Below are 20,549 nucleotides of genomic sequence, written 5' to 3'. Positions count from 1 at the left end.
ATCAATTTTTCCTTTGAGTTTGTATGCTTGCATGATGTTTTTTTAGGACTTACGCAAGACGTGGCTGAACGCCTTATTCTTGCGTAGGGGTAATTCATGAGTTACCCCTACTTTCGGTCTTTTTTGCGTAAGTCCTGTTTTTATGATAATCTATTTTTAGATGATATCATATTGATCAAAATTCACTCTCTAAATTTGGGTTTAAATTATGATAACTACACTAATTGAACGGGAAGCAGAACCAATTTTAATTAGTGACCTAACCTGGAGAGAATTTAAAGCTGTTGAACAGCTAATTGAGCGCCCATGGTTAAGGTTATCTTTTTTAGATGGAGTTTTGGAGATTAGAAAAATGCCAAGGAAAAAACACGAAACTATCAAAGAACGTATTGGTGCTTTACTAGAAATTTATTTAGAATTTTTGGGATTAGATTTTACTCCTACTGGTTCTGTCACCTTAGAAAATGAATTTGAAAAGGTTAAAAAAGAAGGTGATGAATCTTATGAATTGGGAGCAAATAGAAAACATCCTGATTTAGTGATTGAGGTGGTTGTTAGTAGTGGAGGGATTGATAAACTGGAAGCATACAAACGGTTACAAATTCCTGAAGTTTGGTTTTGGATGAATGATGATTTATTGTTTTATAGCTTAGGGAATGATGGTTATGATGCTGTTAGTAAATCGCAACTTTTACCAAGTTTAGATATAGGTTTATTGCTGCGTTGTATTAATATAGACAATCATGCTCAAGCACTGCGGGAATTTAGAGCAGGGATCAAAATTATTGAACCAACATAACAATATAAAATGGTGATTTTTTCCGCCTATCTAAAGATTATGTCGGATTAAATAATTGGCTGAGTTGTCAAGATTTTTAGACTGCCAAGATCAATTATCTATCTCAGCCCAAAATGGATGTCCTTTCTTGATAATGTGTCTTTCTGCTACTAACATTATTATTCGTTGTCTTTTAACTCAGCTAGGCTCTTTTCTGTCTTTCTTTTCGACCTTCTTAATCCGTAAATTCGAGAACAAAAAGAGGTGATAATGGCTATTAAATCTGACATAAACTCATCTTGCTTATCCTCACTTTGATTGACAATCTCCACTTTTTTATCTAGTTTTTTTAACAAGATTTCTAGATAATTAGTCCCCAATCTGGCTAGACGGTCTTTGTGTTCAACAATTAAAACATTATAATTGGGGTCAACTAGAATTTTGGCTAATTGTTGGCGATTATCGTTTAATCCACTGCCTACTTCTTTGACAACTTTGTAGATTTTGTCGCCTCTAGCAACAGCATAATCTTTTAATCGGTCAGCTTGTCTATCTAGATTGTCTTTATTTTCGGCGCTGGAAACCCTTGCATAAATGCAAGCTATCAAGTCGGGTTTTGAATGGTTGTCATCCGTTATGATAATTGTACCAGAAGGCAATTGATAACCTGTTAAATTCCCTTGTTTCCACCATCTCCAAGCCGTTCGATAACTTATTGCTGCTTTTTTTGCATAGTCTGATAGTTTCATGTCCACATATTGCCATGTTTGACTATATCTGACAATATTTGTCTTGAAACTTTACAATACCCTCCGCTCAAAGACAGGGACAACCTTTGATCCTAGCCCATCGATCGAAAAACTACTATTAGGGCCACTGGTAGCAACAAGGTGAACGGTGACAGAACTTAACGGCCTATGATTAAAGAAACGAGGAATCAGAACCCTAAATAAATCCTCGCTTGCCTTGATTCTCCCTGATAATTATGGGACTTTTTGCCCGTCACCAAAACCTCCATCAGTGGTTTAAATCCCAACACTTCGGACGTAGCGCGACCGATAGTCGTTATGCTTTACTGGTAGCCTGTTTAATCGGAATTCTCTCCGCCCTTGCCGCTATTATTCTGAAATTGGGCATCGGTTGGTTAGGTGGTTGGCGGGTGCATCTAGTAGCCAATTCCTCTCCTTTCCTAGTTTTGCCCCTCGGCGGTTTTCTGCTTGGTTACAGCGCCGGCTGGATTGTCGAACACTTCTCCCCCGCGGCCGCCGGGGGTGGTATTCCCCAAGTAAAAGCGGCCTTAGCTAAATATCCTTTGCCCCTGTCTTGGCGCGTCGCCCTAGTAAAAATGATCGGGGCGATCCTGATCCTTGGCGGTGGTTTAACCCTTGGTCGTCGGGCCCCCACGGTACACATCGGAGCAGCCCTAGCAGCCCAATTAAGCGTCTGGCTGCCCACCAGTCCCGATCACCGTCGTCAGATGATCGCAGCCGGGGCAGCTGCCGGGTTAGCGGCCGGTTTTACTACTCCCATCGCCGGAGTCCTCTTTGTGATCGAGGAATTAATGCGCGATGTTTCCAGTATGACCCTAGAAACGGCGATCGTGGCTTCCTTTACCGGGGCCGTGGTTTCGATGATGCTGCAGAATACCCCCTCGATTATCACTGAATATGCCAATATTAGCTTCTCTGCCCAAGAAATACCCATTTATTGCCTTTTGGGGGCTTTAGCGGGCTTATTGGGGGCTTTATTCAATCAAGGCATCCTTTTTTGTAGTCAGATGCAGCGGCGTTGGCGGTTATCTTTAGCTTGGCGCATCGGTCTGGTCAGTTGCTTATCGGGAACGGTAGTGGCTTTTTTACCCGACTTTTTTCGAGATAATACGGGTTTACGGGAATTTTTGCTGGCAGGGGAATTAAACTGGCAGAATACCGCCCTCGCTTTTGTGGTCTATTTTTTCCTGACGATGATCTCCTATAGTTCTGGCGCACCGGGAGGACTCCTCGCCCCCGCTTTGGTGTTGGGATCCTGTTTGGGGTTTCTGGTGGGGGGAATCGAGACGAAAATGATGGGTTTCGGCAGCGAACCTAGTTATGCTTTAGCCGGTATGGGGGCCTTTTTTACGGGAGTAGTCAGGGTTCCAGTAACGGCGATCGTGATTGTCTTTGAACTGCATCACAATTTTAATGTTGTGCTGCCCCTGATGTTGACCTGTGCCGTTTCTTATATCACTGCCGAAAGCATTCTACCCGGTTCTCTCTATCAGCATTTACTTTCCGCTAGTGGTATTATTCTCAACGAGGAAACCCCTGCTAATGATGTGCTGGCCCATCTGTCGGCTATAGATGTGATGCAATCCCAGGTGGAAATTCTGCCGGCGGATTTACCCCTGGGGGAAGTGGTGAAAATTATGTCCCGTTCCCATCATCGCGGTTTTCCCGTGGTGGAACAGGGGCGACTATTGGGGATTTTTACCCAAAGTGATCTGGATAAATGGCGATCAAAAAACAGTCAAACCGTCCTGCGGGAGATCATGACTCCCAATCCGATTACTGTGGCCCCCCAGGCAGCTTTAAGCGATGTTTTATTTCTCTTAAATCGCTATCAGCTTTCCCGTTTACCCGTTACCGATGGTCAAAAACTGGTGGGGATCATCACCCGCACCGATATTATCCGGGTGGAAGCTGATCAATTGGGAGGGGTTTGTCAACTGCCCCAACCCAGTACTCCTTCCTATGTGGTTTATCAAACTCGTTCCCCGGCCGTGGGAATAGGCCGGATTTTATTACCTATTGCCAATCCCGACACCGCTACCGCTTTGTTTAAAATTGCCGCCGCAATCGCCCGTGAACGCAATTATGAGATAGATTGTCTCTATGTGATTACTGTGCCTCGTCTTAGTTCTCCGGCGGAAGTCCGGGTAGATACGCGGGAAGGACGCAAATTACTTCATCGTTTGGAAAGATTAGCGCGACAGCAGAATATCTCTGTTCATACACAAATTTCCGTTGCTCAGGATATCGCCGAAGGGATTTTGGCCACGATTCGCGAACGACACAGCAATTTATTAATTATGGGTTGGACGGGGGAAAAATCGACTACTGGGGCGATTTTTGGGTTTTTAGTCGATACTTTGATCGCCCAAGCTCCCTGTGAAACCATCTTGGTAAAATTGGGAACAAAGGATTGTTTTCCCAACGATCCTCATCGGGAAAGGATGTGGCTGATTCCCACCGCCGGCGGTCCCAATGCTCAACGAGCTTTAGCATTATTGCCTAGTTTGCTGTCTTTGTCCGAGTCTTCGGATCATCCCAAACTTTGGTTATGTAAAATTTATTCTCCGACGGAGTTACTGCCAGATCTGTCCACTTTGGAAGTTTTACAAGCATCTTTACAAAAAGCGATCGCACAGATGATCGTGCCTTTACCGATTCCTTCGGCCTCTCCGGCCGAGGCAATAATTAATCTGGTAGAATCGGAAGACTGTTCCTTGGTGCTTTTGGGTGCGTCCAGGGAAAGTTTGCTCAATCAGTTCTTAAATGGCAATATCCCCTCGACGATTGCCCGTGCCGTTAATTGCACTGTGATTCTCGTGCGAGGGGAATTATCAGATTAGTTTATTAGCTAGGCGGAAGCTAAACTTAAACCGAAGGGTACGGTATTGTCAATTTTCGCCCCTTGACTTTCCTCTAGGGAATGGGGGTAGAATATTTCCCCCTCTAGTTGACCATCGGAGTCATCGTCATCCCCATCGCTGATATAAAGGCGTTCACAGGGGATATTATCGGAAAGGATGGCACTGGCCATCATCCCCGTATGAATCTCTAAGAAAGCATCGGCTAGGGTCTCAAATACTAAACGCTGCCCCGGGAAAACCACCCTTTCAAAATACCAGTTAGCAATATTGGTGATGCGAACAATTTGAATATGACTGGTCGCATTGACATAACAACAAAGAATACTATTTTTCTTGCCGTTGGGGAGGGGATCGAGAATCTGTGCCATAGCAATTGGGGTGATCTTAAAGTGGGTTTGTCATCGCTCCTTCACCCTAACATCCTTTGATCCCCGATAGTTGTAAAGATGATTACATTACTCCGATAAAAATCTACCGATCGCTTTTTCTGGTGATAGAAGGCGGTTTTTATTAAAAAATCATTAAATTTAACTAATGCCTAGTTTTGGCTATTTGTCAAGGGGGGAACTACGTTTTTTTGCTGTTTTTCTTGATTTTTTGCTAGGCTATTTATCACTCAATTTTGTTGACGGTTTCAGGATTATCGAAACCGAGGTAATTTTTGTCAAGTTAGATACCTCTTGCTCTTGATCTTATCGATCTGGTTGACTAAAAAGGGGCGGCCTGTGCTGGGACTGATAAGTTTTACAGTGCTGGGGATAATAATCCCTCGATTGTTCGGGGTTTCTAGCCAAATTTCCCCTGAGAATCCCCGTCTTTTGCAAGCGGGGAAATGTCAACTCATCCATACTTGGGACTCTATCAATCGATTTTCCCGGCCGAAGCAGTATTAACTATAAACTTTCTAAAACCTCTTGAGCGGCGGCCAAAGTCCGTTCGATATCGGCCTCTGTGTGAGCTAAAGAAGTAAAACCAGCTTCAAACTGGGAAGGAGCTAGATAAACGCCTCTTTCCAACATTCCCCGGTGAAAACGACCGAATTTAGCCACATCGGCCTTTTTGGCCTCTTCATAGTTATGCACGGGGGTGCCAGTGAAAAACATCCCGAACATGGCACTGATATGACCTCCAAAAACTCTATGACCAGCATCTCTGGCCACTTTCAGCAGCCCTTCAGTTAAGGATTTGGTCACTTTATCGAGATATTGGTAGGTGCCGGGGCGCTGGAGTAACTCTAGGGTTTTAATTCCCGCCGTCATGGCCAGGGGGTTGCCGGATAAGGTTCCCGCTTGGTACATCGGGCCGGCCGGAGCCACCATCGCCATAATATCGGCCCGACCGCCGTAGGCCCCCACTGGCAGCCCACCGCCGATAACTTTGCCGAGGGTGGTTAAATCGGGGGTGATGCCGAATTTTTCCTGAGCGCCACCGTAGGCGATGCGGAATCCGGTCATTACCTCATCAAACATTAATAGGGACCCGTATTCCTTGGTTAATTCCCGCAATCCTTCTAAAAAGCCAGCATCCGGCACGATAAAGCCGGCATTACCCACCACTGGCTCTAAAATCACCCCGGCAATCGAGTCGGGATTTTCGACAAAGAGGGCTTTTACCGCTTCCAGGTCATTGTAGGGGGCGGTTAAAGTGTTGTTAGTGGTGGTTTTGGGAACCCCCGGCGAGTCGGGTAGGCCCAGGGTCGCTACACCAGAGCCGGCTTTAACGAGGAACATATCGGCGTGACCGTGATAACAGCCCTCGAATTTGATGATTTTATCCCGGCCGGTAAAAGCCCGCATTAAGCGCAGGACGGACATACAGGCTTCGGTGCCGGAATTGACAAAACGCACCATTTCAATGCTGGGAACGGCATCAATCACCATTTCAGCGAGAATATTTTCTTGGACACAGGGAGCGCCGAAACTGGTCCCTTTATCTAGGGCATCGTGTAGGGCGGCAATCACTTCGGGATGGGCATGACCACAGATAGCCGGCCCCCAAGTTCCCACATAGTCTATGTATTCGTTACCGTCCACGTCGCGAATATAGGCCCCTTTGACGCTTTCAAAAACGATGGGTTGACCACCGACGGATTTAAAGGCCCGCACGGGGGAACTTACACCCCCCGGCATTAATTTTTGAGCGGCTGTAAAGATTTCTTTCGATTTTGTTGTTTGATACGAAGATGTGCTAACCAATCCTGTCTCCTTGTCTATTTGAGTCTATCGGTTTCGGGGAATGCCCGGAGCTTTGTTTTGTTAACTTCCTGCTGCTTGTTCCATTTTAAAGATCACTGGCCTACATTTGACGCAATTTTTCCCTAGGAAGAGCGCTGGTCGGCTCAAGTCTCGCTCTTCTTGACTTATAGCTTGATGGTTAACAGCTGATGTAATTGGCTGAGAAAGGGCAAAAATTTCACTTTTGACAATTTTTCCACAATCTTTTCAGAATTGCAGTAAAAACCTAGCAATGGGCGAAGTTATTGCTATTGATAGATTTTAGCCCAGAAAGAGCGATCGAAAAAAGCTCCGGTTTTCCACAGATTTTCCACAGGGGAATTCTTGCTATTATTTCTTAGCGTACAAAAAAACTATTCCTGCCATGAAATTTACCAGTAGTCAAAGCGAACTCAACAGCAATTTATCCCTAGTTAGTCGGGCCGTTGCCAGTCGTCCTACCCATCCGGTGTTGGGCAATGTTCTCTTTTGTGCCGATGAGGAAAAGGGCGAAATTAGCCTGACTGCTTTTGATTTGAGTTTAGGGATTCGCACCAGTTTTCGGGCCGAGGTGGTGGAAGGGGGCAAGATTACCCTGCCGGCAAAATTACTTAACGATATTGTCTCTCGTTTGGGAGAGGGGGAAATCACCATCTCTGTGGAAGAAAACGAGAATGATGAGGAGCATAGTCTCGCTTTCCTGAAAACTGCCTCGGCACAGTTCCAAATTCGCGGCATGAAGGCCGATGAGTTCCCAGAATTACCTACGGTGGCCGATGGGGAAATTGTTAATTTACCTATAGTTGCCTTGACAGAGGGACTAAAAGGTGCGTTGTTTGCCGCTAGTGGTGATGAAACTAAACAGGTGTTGACGGGGGTACATTTAACTAAAACCGTCGATTGTCTAGAATTTGCCGCTACAGACGGTCATCGTTTAGCGGTGGTACAAACTCCCCTAGAGGAGGTGGAAAGTGCCTCTGGTGGCTTTAATGTCACCATTCCGGCCCGGGCCCTGCGCGAATTGGAAAGAATGATGGCAACAAAACAAAATATCGAGACTATTACTCTGCACGTGGATGATTCTCAAGTCATCTTTGAAATGGGGGAACAGAGGTTAACCAGTCGTAAGTTAGAAGGGGCCTATCCCACTTATAATCAGTTAATTCCTAAATCCTTCGAGCGTTCTTTGGTTTTAGACCGCAAACAATTAATCCGTTGTTTGGAATTAGTGGCGGTTTTATCGGACCAAAAGAATAATTTAGTCAAGTTTAGTCTCGATAGCGAAAATGACCGTTTATCCCTAGCGGTGGAATCTCCTGATTTAGGTAGCGCCAAAGAGTCCATGGCGGCAGAAATTCAGGGAGAAAGTGGCGATATTGCCTTTAATGTTAAATATTTGATGGACGGTTTGAAGGCTTTACCTAATAATGATATCCAAATGCAGTTAAATGCTAGTACCCAACCGGTTATTTTTACCCCCTTGGGAGGTTTAAAGATGACCTATTTGGTGATGCCGGTACAAATTCGTCAGTAATTCTGACTTAATCGGAACCGTGGGATTTGTTTTTAACCTATCCCAAGCACTGGATTGTAAGTAGCTGGTTATAATTAAATTGAAGATAGATTTTGGTGTCGATACCCCCTTAATCCCCCCTTGATAAGGGGGGTGTCGATCCCCCCTTAATCCCCCCTTGATAAGGGGGGTGTCTGATAGTTTTTAACGCCTAACTACTTATTAACTCAATCCTATTTTCTCGCCAAAGGATTGGGTTTATTCTCTCTATTTTGGCGATATACTGTTGATAATTGAACAACTTCACGGATTGAATGGATATCTTATACTAAATCCGGTTATTAAAGACTGATTATTTATTCCCCCTTTTGCCTTTTGCATGAGTGCCTGTCCTGATATGTAGCCTATACTGAACGGATTTAGTATTAATGGCGATCGCTAACAAGAAGTCCTCCCTACCGATGGACTGGGTTTTACCTCAATCTGCTTAACCCGAACTCAGGTTAATTTAGGCTTTTCTGCCGAAAACAAAAGATAATCATCAAACGCCATAAACCAACCCCGATTGCTTGACCAAGCTTCAAGTCCTGGGTTATCTTTCTGGAGATCGATAACTAAATCATGCTTACTAATCCCTTGGCTAATCTGGGCAAAATAATGAACCATTGCCGGCCAAACATATTCACTAATAGATAAAGCTTGGATATTAACAAATCCATGCTTTTTGAGTTTTTCCACATAAGTATGTCGGTCGTATTGATTAGCAAAGGGAATACACATTTTCTTACTATTAACCCGCAGCCAGAAGTTAATTTCTCGACCCACTCTAGGCAAACAATCCGCTATAGCCAACCTTCCACCGGGCTGCAAAACTCGAAAAGCTTCCGCAAAAAAATCCTCACGAGTGTCAAAATGAAAAGCACATTCTAAAGCGGTCAACTTATCAAAAGAATTCTCATGAAAGGGGATTTGAGTAGCCGAGCCGACTTGAAGTTTTATCCTGTCCGATAAACCTGCTTTAGCTACTCTTTCTTGAGCAATTTCTACTTGTAACTCGGTTGTATTTAGACCGATAATTGAGCCAACATTGTTTTCCCTTACCCAGAGTAAATCCTGTTCAGCAAAACCGAAACCCACATCCAAAAGGTGATCTCCGGCTTTAAGTTCGGCTACTTCGGCTAATTTACGCGCTAAAGCGGCACAAGCTCCGTTATAAGTTGTTTCTTCTTGCCAATAACCAAAATTAAGCCATTGGGGAAAATTAGGATCATGAAGATGAGGATCGCGTTTCGCTATATTAGTATACAGTTCAGAAACTTGAAACTGATCTTGCAAAAACGCCATTTCTCGAACCGGATTAAGGATAAATTGTTTGATGGTTGCCCAGCGATTACGCCATTCATCTTTGAGGGGAATTTTGCCGATGTTTTCCAAATTATTATCCTCCTAAGGATTTTGCAGAAATATTGCCATTTTTAATTAACCGAATCCCTGAGATTCTCTAGATGCTTTAAAAAAGATTCCACACCTCCGGATTAATCATATAAGGAGGCTTCTCTCCCTGAAGCACTTGTAATATTTGATTCGCCGCCGAAACAGCAGCCGCTAGACTCGCTTCAGGGGTTACTCCGGCTAAATGAGGTGAGAGAATGACATTCTCAAAATTATATAAAGGATTATCTAAAGCCGGCGGTTCTGGTTCAAAGACATCGAGGGCGCATCCAGCTATCAATTTTTGATTAAGGGCGATCCCTAAATCCTTTTCACAAACGACTTTTCCCCGGGAGGTATTAATTAAAAAAGCTGTTGGTTTCATCTTTTTAAAAACTGATATATTAAACATTTCCCGCGTTTCACTTGTTAGTTCAGTATGCAAAGAAACAAAGTCCGATTCAGCCAGAAGAACATCTAAATCTTTGAGCAAAGTTGCTCCTACTGTCTCCGCTTTGCTGGCTGGAACATAGGGATCATAAGCTAATACTCTCATCCCCAGTGCTAGGTTACATTTGTGAGCCACCAGAGTACCAATTCTTCCTAAACCTACAATACCAAGGGTCTTGTTTTCGAGTTGAATCGGTTGCATCTGATTGCGAATTAAATAGTTACCCTTTTTCACACAATGATCTAAAAAAGGGAGCTTTTTAGCAAGGGCTAAAATCATAGATAAGGTGTGTTCTGCTACAGCTGTAGTTGACATTCCGGGATTATTAACAACGATAACCCCCTGTTCTGTTGCTGCCATAATATCAATAGAATCTGTGCCAAATCCAGAGGTACTAATTACTTTTAAGTGTTTTGCTAATCGGATTGATGAAGCCTCTAACTTATTAGGATAACGCACAAATACGCCAGATACTTCTTGAATGGCCTCATTAATTTTATCCAGTGTAGGGTTGGACAAAATCTCTATATTAGTAGATTCTTCAAGAAGTTTTTGCCCCGCTTCATCATACATTTTTCCGATTAAAAGAACCCTGTGTTTTTGAATATCCATAGTCAGAGTTTTTGGTGAAGTAGTAGTCATCGTAATTTTTCCTAAATTGAGTTTTAGCAATGAAACAGTTACAGAGATTTTGAGGCTCGATAATCATCTATGGAAACAAGTCGCCAACTAGAATCCTCTAAAAGTTCTAAGACCCATTGATGATACTTAAATAAACTTTCTCGATGACCTACGCTAATAAAAGTTGTCTGTGCTTTTTGTAACTGGTGATATAAGGTTTGTTCGTTGTTCAAATCTAAAGCACTTGTGGCTTCATCTAAGATTACATAGCGGGGATGGGTTACTAACAATCGGGCAAAAGCAAGGCGTTGTTGTTCTCCTAAAGATAATATATTTTCCCAGGGAACTTCCGCATCAAAGCCATGAACTTTTGTGGCTATATTTTGAAGATTAACTTGTTGTAAAACGGATTCAAGTTCTCCATCGGTCATTTCACGGGTTGTTTTAGGATAAAGTAACTGTTCTCTGAGAGTTCCTAAAATAATATAAGGACGTTGAGGTAAAAAGAGAAATTCTTCTAAGGGAGGTCGTTTTAAACAACCAGTTCCTGCATTCCATAAGCCAGCAATAGCTCTTAATAGAGAACTTTTACCTCGTCCACTCGGTCCGACAATTAATAAACCTTCGCCTGGTTCGATAGATAGGGATAAATGTTGAACAATTACCTTTTCATAATCCGGTGTTTGTAAAGTAACATCCTCAAACTCGATCTCATTTTGTTCAAGGGTTTTAATGGTACTAGCATCCTTGGGTTGTCGGTCCATTTCTTCTAAGGCCGACGAAAATTCAGATAGACGCTCAACATAACTGGAAAATCTGCCCAAAGAACCAAATTCAAGGATTAACTCAGAAAAACCATTAGCAAACATACTGCAAGCAATAATAGCCTGATTAACTTGTCCGAAATCAATTTCCCCCCGAATATAGGCTGGAGCGAAGACGACAAAGGGAAATATTTGAATAACTGAGCGATAACTTCGACTAAAAATGTCTTGATTTTTCTCCCAATCAATCTTACTGAGAGAATTTCTGACGAGATTATTAAATCGACGTTGAATGATTTTCAACTCTTGATTTTCGCCTTGAAAAAAGGCAATAGATTCAGCATGATTCCGAACATGAGTTAAAGTGTAGGTGTAATTAGCTTTGGATTCCAATTCTTCTTGACTAATCTTATCTAATTCTCGACTTAAAGAAACAGCAATTAGGTTGCCGATAATTGTATAAGCCACTAGAATCAAGGCGGCTAGTCGGGAAATTGAGAAAAGAATTACTAAAAAAGTAGTCATTTCTAAGACTTTTTCTAATAAAATAGCTCCAAAATTAACAGCATTTCTAGCAATGGGTTCTATTTCTTGGGCTATCCTTTGATCCGGATTATCCACATCGGATCTAAAATTAATTTTGTAATAAGCGCGATGGCTCAAATATTGGGTAACAACCTGCTGATTTAGCCATTCATACCAATCCAGAATAATTCTTTTTTTAACAAATTTAGAAAATGCAGTAAACAGGGTAATTAAAAGTAATCCTAAGCCATAAAGTAATAAACTTGTCATAAACTTAGAGGCATTTTTATCTTGAATAATGACATCAACCAAATAGCGATTAACGAAGCTATTAACTGCATTAGAGGCCACCAGTCCAACAATTACTAAAACAAGGAGAAACAGCATTCCCCATGAACTTATTACCTCTGAAAATGTCCTTCCTTTAGGATCGGTTGGATACCAGTAAGGAGCGGCAATCAATTTCAAATTATCAAAAAATTGATGAGAACTTTTTACGGTTTCTTGTTGAAAAAATGGAGTTTGCATAGTTTGAATATAGGGTAACTTTTAGGAAATGCCTTGAATTTTTTTTAACTTCAAGCTTTCTAACTTCAAGGCTTAGGATTATTTAATCTCCTAAAAAAGCCTCCAAATCAGTAAGTTCTTGTAAGATTAAATCCTCACTAATCTCCTGCTGAACTTCAGTGAAGTTAATCATCTTCTCGGCTGTTTTTTGAACTTTTTCACCGAAAATACGGTCAAACAGATAATCAACTAAGCGTCTAATATTAGGAAAGTCAAAGACTAAAGAAGTGGGTAAGAGAACTTCTAATCCTTTCTCTAAACGATTTTTCAATTCAATAGAGGATAGGGAATCAATTCCCATTTCTATCAATCCTTGTTCTGTATCTGGCATAGATTTAATCCCTAAAATCATTCTGACTTGTTTGCTAACATATTCTAACAAATATTCCCGACGTTCTCCGAAAGGCATCTCCTCTAAAAGATGCAGTACAGAGTCTGATTCTTGAACAGACTTAATGGGAATTTCTGAGAGTCCTAAATTTTTTAGGAGTGGTTTTTCACCTTTAAATTGATAGATATTTTTGAAACGAACCCAATCCACATCAGCGATTAAAACTTGTGTTTGATTAGAAGCCATAATAGCATCCATCACCCTCAAGGCCATATCTGGAGCAATTTCCCTGATGCCAATCTGTTTGAGCCAGTCCTCATAGTCTTGAGACACTATACCATGACCCGCCAATAATGCCCAATTTAAAGTCGTTGCAGGAAGTTGTTGAAGATGACGGAAATGAGCCAAAGCATCCAGCCAATGACTAACAGTATCATATAAGCCTTGTTCCTTTGCCCCCCAAATTGCACCCGCCGAAGAAAACAGCACAAAATAGTCTAATTGAGTACCCAAAGATAGTTGATGTAAATTCCAAGAACCCTTAACTTTTGCCTGAAAAACTGCTTCTAGATCCTGCAAAGTACAGTCTTTTAATTGAGCTTGTCGGCCTGAGATTCCGGCAAGATGGAAAATGCCACGCAAGGCATAGGCGGTTTTTTCAATCTGGGTAAATATGGCCTGCATAGCCTCAAAATTGCCAACGTCTGCCGAAATAACTTCGATTGATGCTCCTTTTTCCTCTAATTTTCTGATTTTTTCTGATATTTGGGCTAATTCGGTTGCTGAATCCCACAGGAAGCGAGCCGGTAATGAGCGGCGTGTCGTTAAAATGAGATGTTTTGCTCCTAAATTGACTAAATGTTCCGCCAATTCTAAGCCTAGATGTCCTATTCCTCCCGTAATTAGGTAGGTAGCCTCAGGTTGAATCTTAACGGTTGTTGTCTCTAGAGACTTGAGAGGAAGCAGACGAGCAACATAGCCTTGACCTTTGCGGAAGACCAAATGATCCTCTTCGTGAGCATGAGTTAATCCTAATAGTAATGCGGTAATATTTTGAGTAATATCAACGTCGGGATCAAGATCCAGCATACCTCCCCATAATTGCGGATTTTCTAGGGCAATAACACGCCCCATTGCCCAAAGAGGAGACTGAAACCCTAAAGAAGGCTGTTCTAATTCAAAGGGTTGGGCCCCCTGAGTGACAAGGAATAATTGAGGGGGATTAGGGATTGTTTGAATAGCTTTGAGAAGATTTAAAAGATAGTTACAGCGATTCAATAAAATGGATTCTGGTTGCTCTTTGGGAGTACTATTCAAAAGATAAATAATTCGATCTGGAGATGGATTTGACGCAAACCATTCCTCTAATTGTTGTAGTTGATTAGCATTCAAACAAGACTCAGAAGATGATATTTGTGTATTTTTCTGCCCTTGATAAATTATCCGACAGGAATCACACTTTTTCAGTAGTTGCTCTTGAATCCCTAAGGGAAAAGTATCTTGTTCTGGGTCAACCTCGGTAAAAATTAGCCAGTTTTTAGCGAGGTTAGGGGGGATTTCTGAACTTTGAGCCAGAATAATACTTTGCTGAAATAAAACACTACCTATTTTTTGATCAGGAGAAACAAATTCTACCTGAGAAAACCCCGATTTAAGCAGAATAGATTCCCAAGTCGATGCTGTAATTATAGGATGATTTGGGCGCAAATGATAATCGCTAAAACGCCACCAACCTTGAGTCACACCAAAGATTAAATCAATCCAGGAAGATTGCTGAGTTAATTCTAACAGTAATAAATGACCGCCTGGACGTAGTAAACTTTGAATATGAGGCAAGGTTTCCTCTTGTAAATTGGCGGTAGAGTGTAAGACATTAGCTGCGATAATCAAGTCATAAGAATGACAGCAAAACCCTTGTAATTTCGGATCTTTTTCAATATCGAGAACTTTGTATTCTAGTCCAGAAAATTCAGCCAAATTATCTCTAGCTTTCTCTAGAAAGAAGGGGGAAACATCAGTGAATGTGTAGGTAATTTGACGAGAGTTACAAGCTTTAAGAACCTGTTGGGTTGTAGCTCCAGTTCCCGCACCAATTTCGAGAATGCGGAGGGAGGCTGAGGGAGCATAACTTGAGAGGAGAAGTTCAACGGTTTTAGAGATACCCAGATTGAGAATTTTTGCCGAAGATGTATTTTTATAAAATTCGCTGGCTCCTCCTTGTCCATCTTGAGAAAATAGGATAGATAAAGGAGATATTTTTCCCGTAATAATGGCCGCTAAATTTGTGGCAACTTGTCGAAATAGATTGAGTTCTATTTGAGCATTAGGATAATGATTGATTAAATCCTCTACCGCTAAATCAGGATTAGACTGTTCGGGTTCTTTAACAATTTTCCATAGGGTATTTTGCTTTTCTAAAATGCCGACTTTCGCTAATATTTCTAGAAGATGATTCCAGAAAGATTTATATTCTTGTTTGAGTTCAGCTTGAATAAAACTTTGATCAGGATCAAGAAAGGTATTCATTTGAAAGAGTTCTAAATCTTTCAGAGCTTTAACAACAAAGTCAGCCGCCAGTTTTTCCATTTCAGAAAAAGCGCGAGAAACTCCCATCAATTCTGAGGATTGTAATTGGGGTTCTAAGTAAACCTCTAAATCCGTTTTAAGGGGGGTCAAATTTTGTAGCTTACCGTTGGCTAAATCCCAGGGAAGCCAAGCTACTTGATAAAGTAATTTGGCAAAATTAAAGTCCTCTTTTTCCTGATAATAGAGTTTAATCAACTGTTGAACAATGGCGGATATTGTTGGTTTTTCATCTTCAGAATAATGACCTGTTTCTAAGAGGGTTTGCATCAAAGTATTTTTGTCCTTTTCAGATAACATTTTGACTAGATTAGATTCCTGTGGAACAGTTGCAGATGGGGTTTTTAAAGGAATCCAGTGTTGACGTTTTTGAAAGGGATAAGTAGGTAAAGCACATCGTCTAGGATGATAGTCTTGATCAAAACTAAACCAGTCTATCTTTGCACCGCGAACATAAAGTTTGCCCAGACTTTCTAATAAAACTTGCCAATCAGAAAATCCTGAGCGTAAACTGGGTAGAGTTAGAGGTTCAGATGAAGATAGGGATGATTGAACAATTCCTGAGAGAATAGGTTGAGGTCCAATTTCAATAAAGGTATCACATCCGAGAGATTGTAGGAATAAAGCCCCTGGATGAAATTGTACCGTATTTAGTAAATGTTGAAGCCAATACTGAGGAGTCATAATGCTGTCATCAGCAATTTCTCCTGTTAGGTTAGAGACCAGAGAAATTTGAGGTTGACTGAAAGAAATCTCTTGAAGAATCGTTTTAAATTCTGCAACCATTGGCTCTACTAAAGGGGAGTGAAAAGCATGGGAAACTTTGAGTTGACGAACTTTCACCCTGGCATTAGTGAAATGGTTACAGAGTTTTTGAATTACGCTTTTTTCTCCAGAAATAACGGTATGTTGTTCCGCGTTAATGGCAGCAATAGCGATTTTTATGCCTTGGCTTTGGCACTGCTCAATAACTGAGTTCTTATCGAGAAAAATAGCGGCCATTTCCCCTTGATTTTGGGGTAATTGCCCCATCAAGTTGCCTCGATGGCTGACCAGTTTTAAGCCACTTTCAAGATCAAAAACACCAGCAAAACAAGCAGCTGAATATTCTCCTAAACTATGGCCTAAAATAGCGGCTGGTTGAATTCCCCAAGAATGCCATAATTGAGCGAGAGCAACTTCAATCAGAAATAGTGCCGGTTGGGTATAAGCGGTTTGGTTTAAGGGGTCATCTGTATCGGCAAATACGACGTTTAGTAGGGATTTACCCGTTAGTTTTTGATAGTATTTTTCCCCTGCATCTAAAGTTTTTCTAAAGGTGGGTTGAGTCTGATAGAGTTGATGAGCCATCCCTGCATATTGAGAACCTTGTCCTGTAAATAAAAAGGCAATTTTAGGCGGTCTTTTTTCATCAACTATACCATGAATAGTTGACTGATAATCTAGTTGCTTGAACTGACGTAATTGTTCAATAAAATCACTGTTTTTATAGCCAGTTAAGGCTAACCGATTTGAGAAATGAACTCGGCCTGTATTTGCCGTAAATACTACATCAGACATATCCTTTTCAGGTTGACTTTCTAAAAAGTCTATGTAGCGACTTACTAACTCTTTTAAAGCTGGTTCGGTTCGAGCGGAAAGGGTGAGCAAATGATAGGGACGTTTGCTCTGATTGTCTTGAGGAATAATGGGAGGAGCTTCTTCTAGAATAACATGAGCATTAACCCCGCCAATACCTAAAGAGTTTACCCCTGCCCGTCGGGGTAATTTTTCGTCCTTGTCTTGCTTAGTAGTCCAAGAAATAGCTTCATTATTAATATAAAAAGGAGTCTGAGAAAAATTAATTTGAGGGTTAGGATTTTGGAAATGTAATGTAGGTGGAATAATCTTATATTTGAGGGACAAAGTCGCTTTCATTAAACCAGCAATACCAGAAGCAATCTGCATATGTCCGATATTGGTTTTTACTGAACCTAAAACACATTCTCCCTCATTTGCCCCCTGATAAACTTTAGCTAAAGCATCAACTTCTATGGGATCTCCAAGGGGGGTTCCTGTGCCATGAGCTTCCACAAAACTAATTGTATTAGCATCAACACCAGCAAAGGCTAAGGCCTCCGTAGCGGCAGCAATTTGACCCTCTCCACCGGGGGCAGTAAATCCTAATTTTTGGCCACCATCATTATTAATAGCAGAGCCTTTAATAACTGCATAAATATGGTCATGATCGGCTAAAGCATCTGACAATCTTTTGAGCATAATTACTCCTACTCCACTGCCAAAAATAGTCCCTTTTGCTTCAGCATCAAAGGCGCGACAATGGCCATCAGGAGACATAATCAGTCCTTCTTGATATAAATAACCAATTTTTTGAGGAGAATTAATTGAAGCAGCTCCAGCTAAAGCCATATCACTTTCTCCACTGATGAGACTCTGACAAGCGAGATGAACTACAACTAATCCAGTAGAACAAGCGGTTTGAACATTAACGCTCGGACCATGTAAGTTGAGTTTATAAGAAATTCGCGTTGTTAAATAGTCTTTGTCATTAGCTACCATTGTTTGAAACCCTCCCATTGAATCTAGTGTGAAGGGTTGTAACTCGTCATTACTATCTAATTTACCCCGATTAGGATAACAATTATTTATCAAATAGGTGTTCATACTTGCGCCAGCAAATATACCAATTGATCCTTGATAAGTATTAGGATTATAACCGGCGTTTTCTAAACATTCCCAACTACATTCAAGCAGTAAACGTTGCTGAGGATCTAGTAATTCTGCCTCTCTATCTGTATAGCCAAAAAATTCGCTGTCAAAGTATTCAACTTGCTCGAGAATTGGTCTAGCTCTAACATAATTAGGCTGATTAAATAGTTCCGAAGACACTCCCGATTCTTGTAATTCTTCTTCAGAAAAGAAAGAGATAGTTTCGATTCCATTTTTTAAATTTTCCCAAAAGGTTGTTAAATTTTTAGCCCCTGGGAATTGCCCCGCCATACCAATAATTGCAATGTCATGGGTTTGATTATGGCGACGGCTCCGATTTTCGGCACGTTGACGGCTTTTTTGTGCTATAACTTGATTAGTATTTGATTCTTCGCTTAAGAAACGGGCTAGGGTGGCAACGGTAGGATTTTTAAACATTTCAGCAAGGGATAGCTGACGGTTAAAAAGTTTTTCAAGTTCATTTTGAACTCGGATTAAGTGTATAGAATGTCCCCCTAGTTCAAAGAAGTTATCCTCTAAACCAACTGAGGTTAACTGTAAAACTTCACTCCAAACTGCTGCTATTTGACGTTCATTTTCTGATTGAGGTAAGGTTTGATTTTTCTGACGCTCTTTTGCTAAATATTGATCTATTTCTTGGATACGGCTGCTAAATAATCCCTGTTCAAAATCCTTTTTTAATTTAGATTTTTGAACTTTGCCAATAGAGGTTTTAGGAACTAAATTTCTGTCTATTGGAATGACATAAGCTGGAGCAATCCCGAATTTTTGGGTTACATGACTGCGAATTTTTCTAACAACTTTTATCCCCTGTTCAAATTGCTCAGATTCTGGGCTAAAAGTAATAATTAATAAGTCAGTTTCTCGACTTTGATCAAAGACGGCAAAGGCGGCTGTATAAGATACTTTAACCCCTTCTAATTCTTCGATTGTTGTTTCAAGTTCATGGGCAAAGTAATTAACACCATTAATTATAATTTCTTGTTTTTCTCGCCCAGTAATAAAGAGTTCGCCCTTAAATAAATACCCCAAATCTCCCGTAGTAAACCACCCTTCTTGAAAAACTTCCTGGTTGAGTTCAGTATTATTGTAATATCCTTTAGTAACAGAATTACCTTGAATTTGAAGCTTTCCAATTTCTCTTTCAGGTAAAGGATTATTTTCCTGATCGACTATCCGGATAGTTGCTCCAGGAATCGGCTTTCCTAGAGAGACAAAACTATTTTCTTCGGTGAGTTCATTTTTACTTAAACCGGCTGACCAAGTAATCCCAGAACAGGATTCAGTCATGCCAAAAGCTGGTTTAATCGCTCTCTCCCGTAGTTGATGTTTTTCGAGAATTTCTAAGAATAGGCGAATAGTTTTTACTGAAACTTGCTCGCCAGCATTCACTAAAAATTTCATTGAGGAGAGGTTATAAGAGACGTGCTTAAGTTCTTCGGCCTGTTGATTAATTAAGGAAAATGCAAAGTTAGGAGACCAAGAAATGCTTACTTGATGCTTTTGAATGAGTTCTAACCATTGCAGGGGTTGGCGTAGGACTAATTCCATGGGAACATGAATTTGATCACAAGCCAAATCTACCGCCATAATTCCTAAAAATACGATAGCTCCTACATGATCCAAAGGCATCCAATTAAGGGTAACTTCTTGTTGGGTAAAGTGGTTCATCGCCACTGTACCAGCAGTCATGGACAGAATATTATGATGAGTTAATATTACTCCCTTGGGCATACCGGTACTACCCGAAGTAAAGAGTAATAAGGCTGGAGCTTGTGGATCAAGAATCGGCAATTGATGGACTTTAGAGGGGGCTTTTCTGAGTTCATTAACTGAGATAACTTGCCACCCTTCTAGATGAGAGGAAGTTCCTAATTTTTCAATTTCAGTAATTAGCTCACTGTCGGATAATATCAAAGGATTGTCTAAAATTTTCCAAACATTCTCTAGTTTTTTGACGGCAGAATTTTCCAGATCATAGCTAGGAGCAACGGTCAAAGGAACTGGAATAATTCCCCCTAAAAAACAAGCCCATAGTGCGGGAATAAAGTCTTGATTTTTGGCAATTTGTAGAATGACTTTATGCCCTAATTTTATCCCTTTTTGTTCCAGTCCATTTAAAATAACGAGAGCATCTTGATATAAGTCTTGATAACTCTGAAAATATTCAGTTGCGTCATTTTTAATATAAGTAATTCCATGATTATTATGTTTAGTGGCAGTTTCTAAGACTTCTGACAGAGTCCGCCAATTATCTTCCAATTGTCCTCCAAAACTGATTGAATGCTTAGACATTTTTTTTTACACCTCTTGATCAAAAATAGGAATAATCTTGAAAACCTGATGAGCCAGTATATCGCTACGCACAAGTTAAAAGTCAGAAGTGATCAACTCAAGTTTGAATTGTA

At 41.0% G+C, this 20,549-nt stretch carries 10 protein-coding genes; 3 read left to right on the top strand and 7 right to left on the bottom strand.

Annotated features, from left to right (window positions below; genetic code table 11):
• Nucleotides 1-208: 208 nt before the first annotated feature.
• Nucleotides 209-799: a Uma2 family endonuclease gene (locus EWV66_RS15365; RefSeq protein WP_052277936.1), complete on the top strand. Its 591-nt coding sequence runs from the start codon at nt 209-211 to the stop codon at nt 797-799.
• A gap of 158 nt (nt 800-957) precedes the next feature.
• Here the strand turns inward: EWV66_RS15365 and EWV66_RS15360 are convergent, their stop codons facing one another.
• A complete protein-coding gene (locus EWV66_RS15360) occupies nt 958-1,527 on the bottom strand; it encodes an IS607 family transposase (RefSeq protein ID WP_052277935.1) in 570 nt (189 codons plus the stop codon).
• 236 nt (nt 1,528-1,763) lie between these two features.
• Here EWV66_RS15360 and EWV66_RS15355 point away from each other — a divergent pair, with 236 nt between their 5' ends.
• Complete coding sequence (locus tag EWV66_RS15355; RefSeq protein WP_287107956.1) at nt 1,764-4,391, top strand: chloride channel protein; 2,628 nt, start codon at nt 1,764-1,766, stop codon at nt 4,389-4,391.
• 8 nt (nt 4,392-4,399) lie between these two features.
• Here the strand turns inward: EWV66_RS15355 and EWV66_RS15350 are convergent, their stop codons facing one another.
• The gene (locus EWV66_RS15350; RefSeq protein ID WP_002761692.1) at nt 4,400-4,780 is read right to left on the bottom strand and encodes a DUF1830 domain-containing protein; all 381 of its coding nucleotides are present in this window, start codon (nt 4,778-4,780) and stop codon (nt 4,400-4,402) included.
• 525 nt (nt 4,781-5,305) lie between these two features.
• Entirely contained in the window at nt 5,306-6,607 is a 1,302-nt protein-coding gene (gene hemL / locus EWV66_RS15345) for a glutamate-1-semialdehyde 2,1-aminomutase (protein ID WP_072923782.1), read from the bottom strand.
• Nucleotides 6,608-7,010: 403 nt separating this feature from the next.
• Here hemL and dnaN point away from each other — a divergent pair, with 403 nt between their 5' ends.
• The gene (gene dnaN / locus EWV66_RS15340; protein ID WP_002739977.1) at nt 7,011-8,159 is read left to right on the top strand and encodes a DNA polymerase III subunit beta; all 1,149 of its coding nucleotides are present in this window, start codon (nt 7,011-7,013) and stop codon (nt 8,157-8,159) included.
• Between the two features lie 477 nt (nt 8,160-8,636).
• On the opposite strand, the gene EWV66_RS15335 is transcribed toward dnaN, so the two are convergent.
• The 4 genes from EWV66_RS15335 to EWV66_RS15320 form a co-directional block, all read right to left on the bottom strand.
• Entirely contained in the window at nt 8,637-9,572 is a 936-nt protein-coding gene (locus tag EWV66_RS15335) for an SAM-dependent methyltransferase (protein WP_287107959.1), read from the bottom strand.
• A 76-nt stretch (nt 9,573-9,648) separates the two neighbouring features.
• Nucleotides 9,649-10,662 (bottom strand): hydroxyacid dehydrogenase, encoded by a 1,014-nt coding sequence (locus EWV66_RS15330; RefSeq protein ID WP_287107961.1) that lies wholly within the window; start codon nt 10,660-10,662, stop codon nt 9,649-9,651.
• A gap of 38 nt (nt 10,663-10,700) precedes the next feature.
• Nucleotides 10,701-12,458, bottom strand: coding sequence for an ABC transporter ATP-binding protein/permease (locus EWV66_RS15325; RefSeq protein WP_147068649.1), 1,758 nt, complete (start codon nt 12,456-12,458; stop codon nt 10,701-10,703).
• 82 nt (nt 12,459-12,540) lie between these two features.
• Nucleotides 12,541-20,436, bottom strand: a complete 7,896-nt coding sequence (locus EWV66_RS15320; protein WP_287107963.1) for a type I polyketide synthase — start codon at nt 20,434-20,436, stop codon at nt 12,541-12,543.
• Between the last annotated feature and the right edge of the window lie 113 nt (nt 20,437-20,549).

The sequence above is a fragment of the Microcystis sp. M_OC_Ca_00000000_C217Col genome, from assembly GCF_007095585.1.
Lineage (GTDB): Bacteria > Cyanobacteriota > Cyanobacteriia > Cyanobacteriales > Microcystaceae > Microcystis > Microcystis panniformis.
This window is presented reverse-complemented; position numbering and strand designations above follow the sequence as displayed.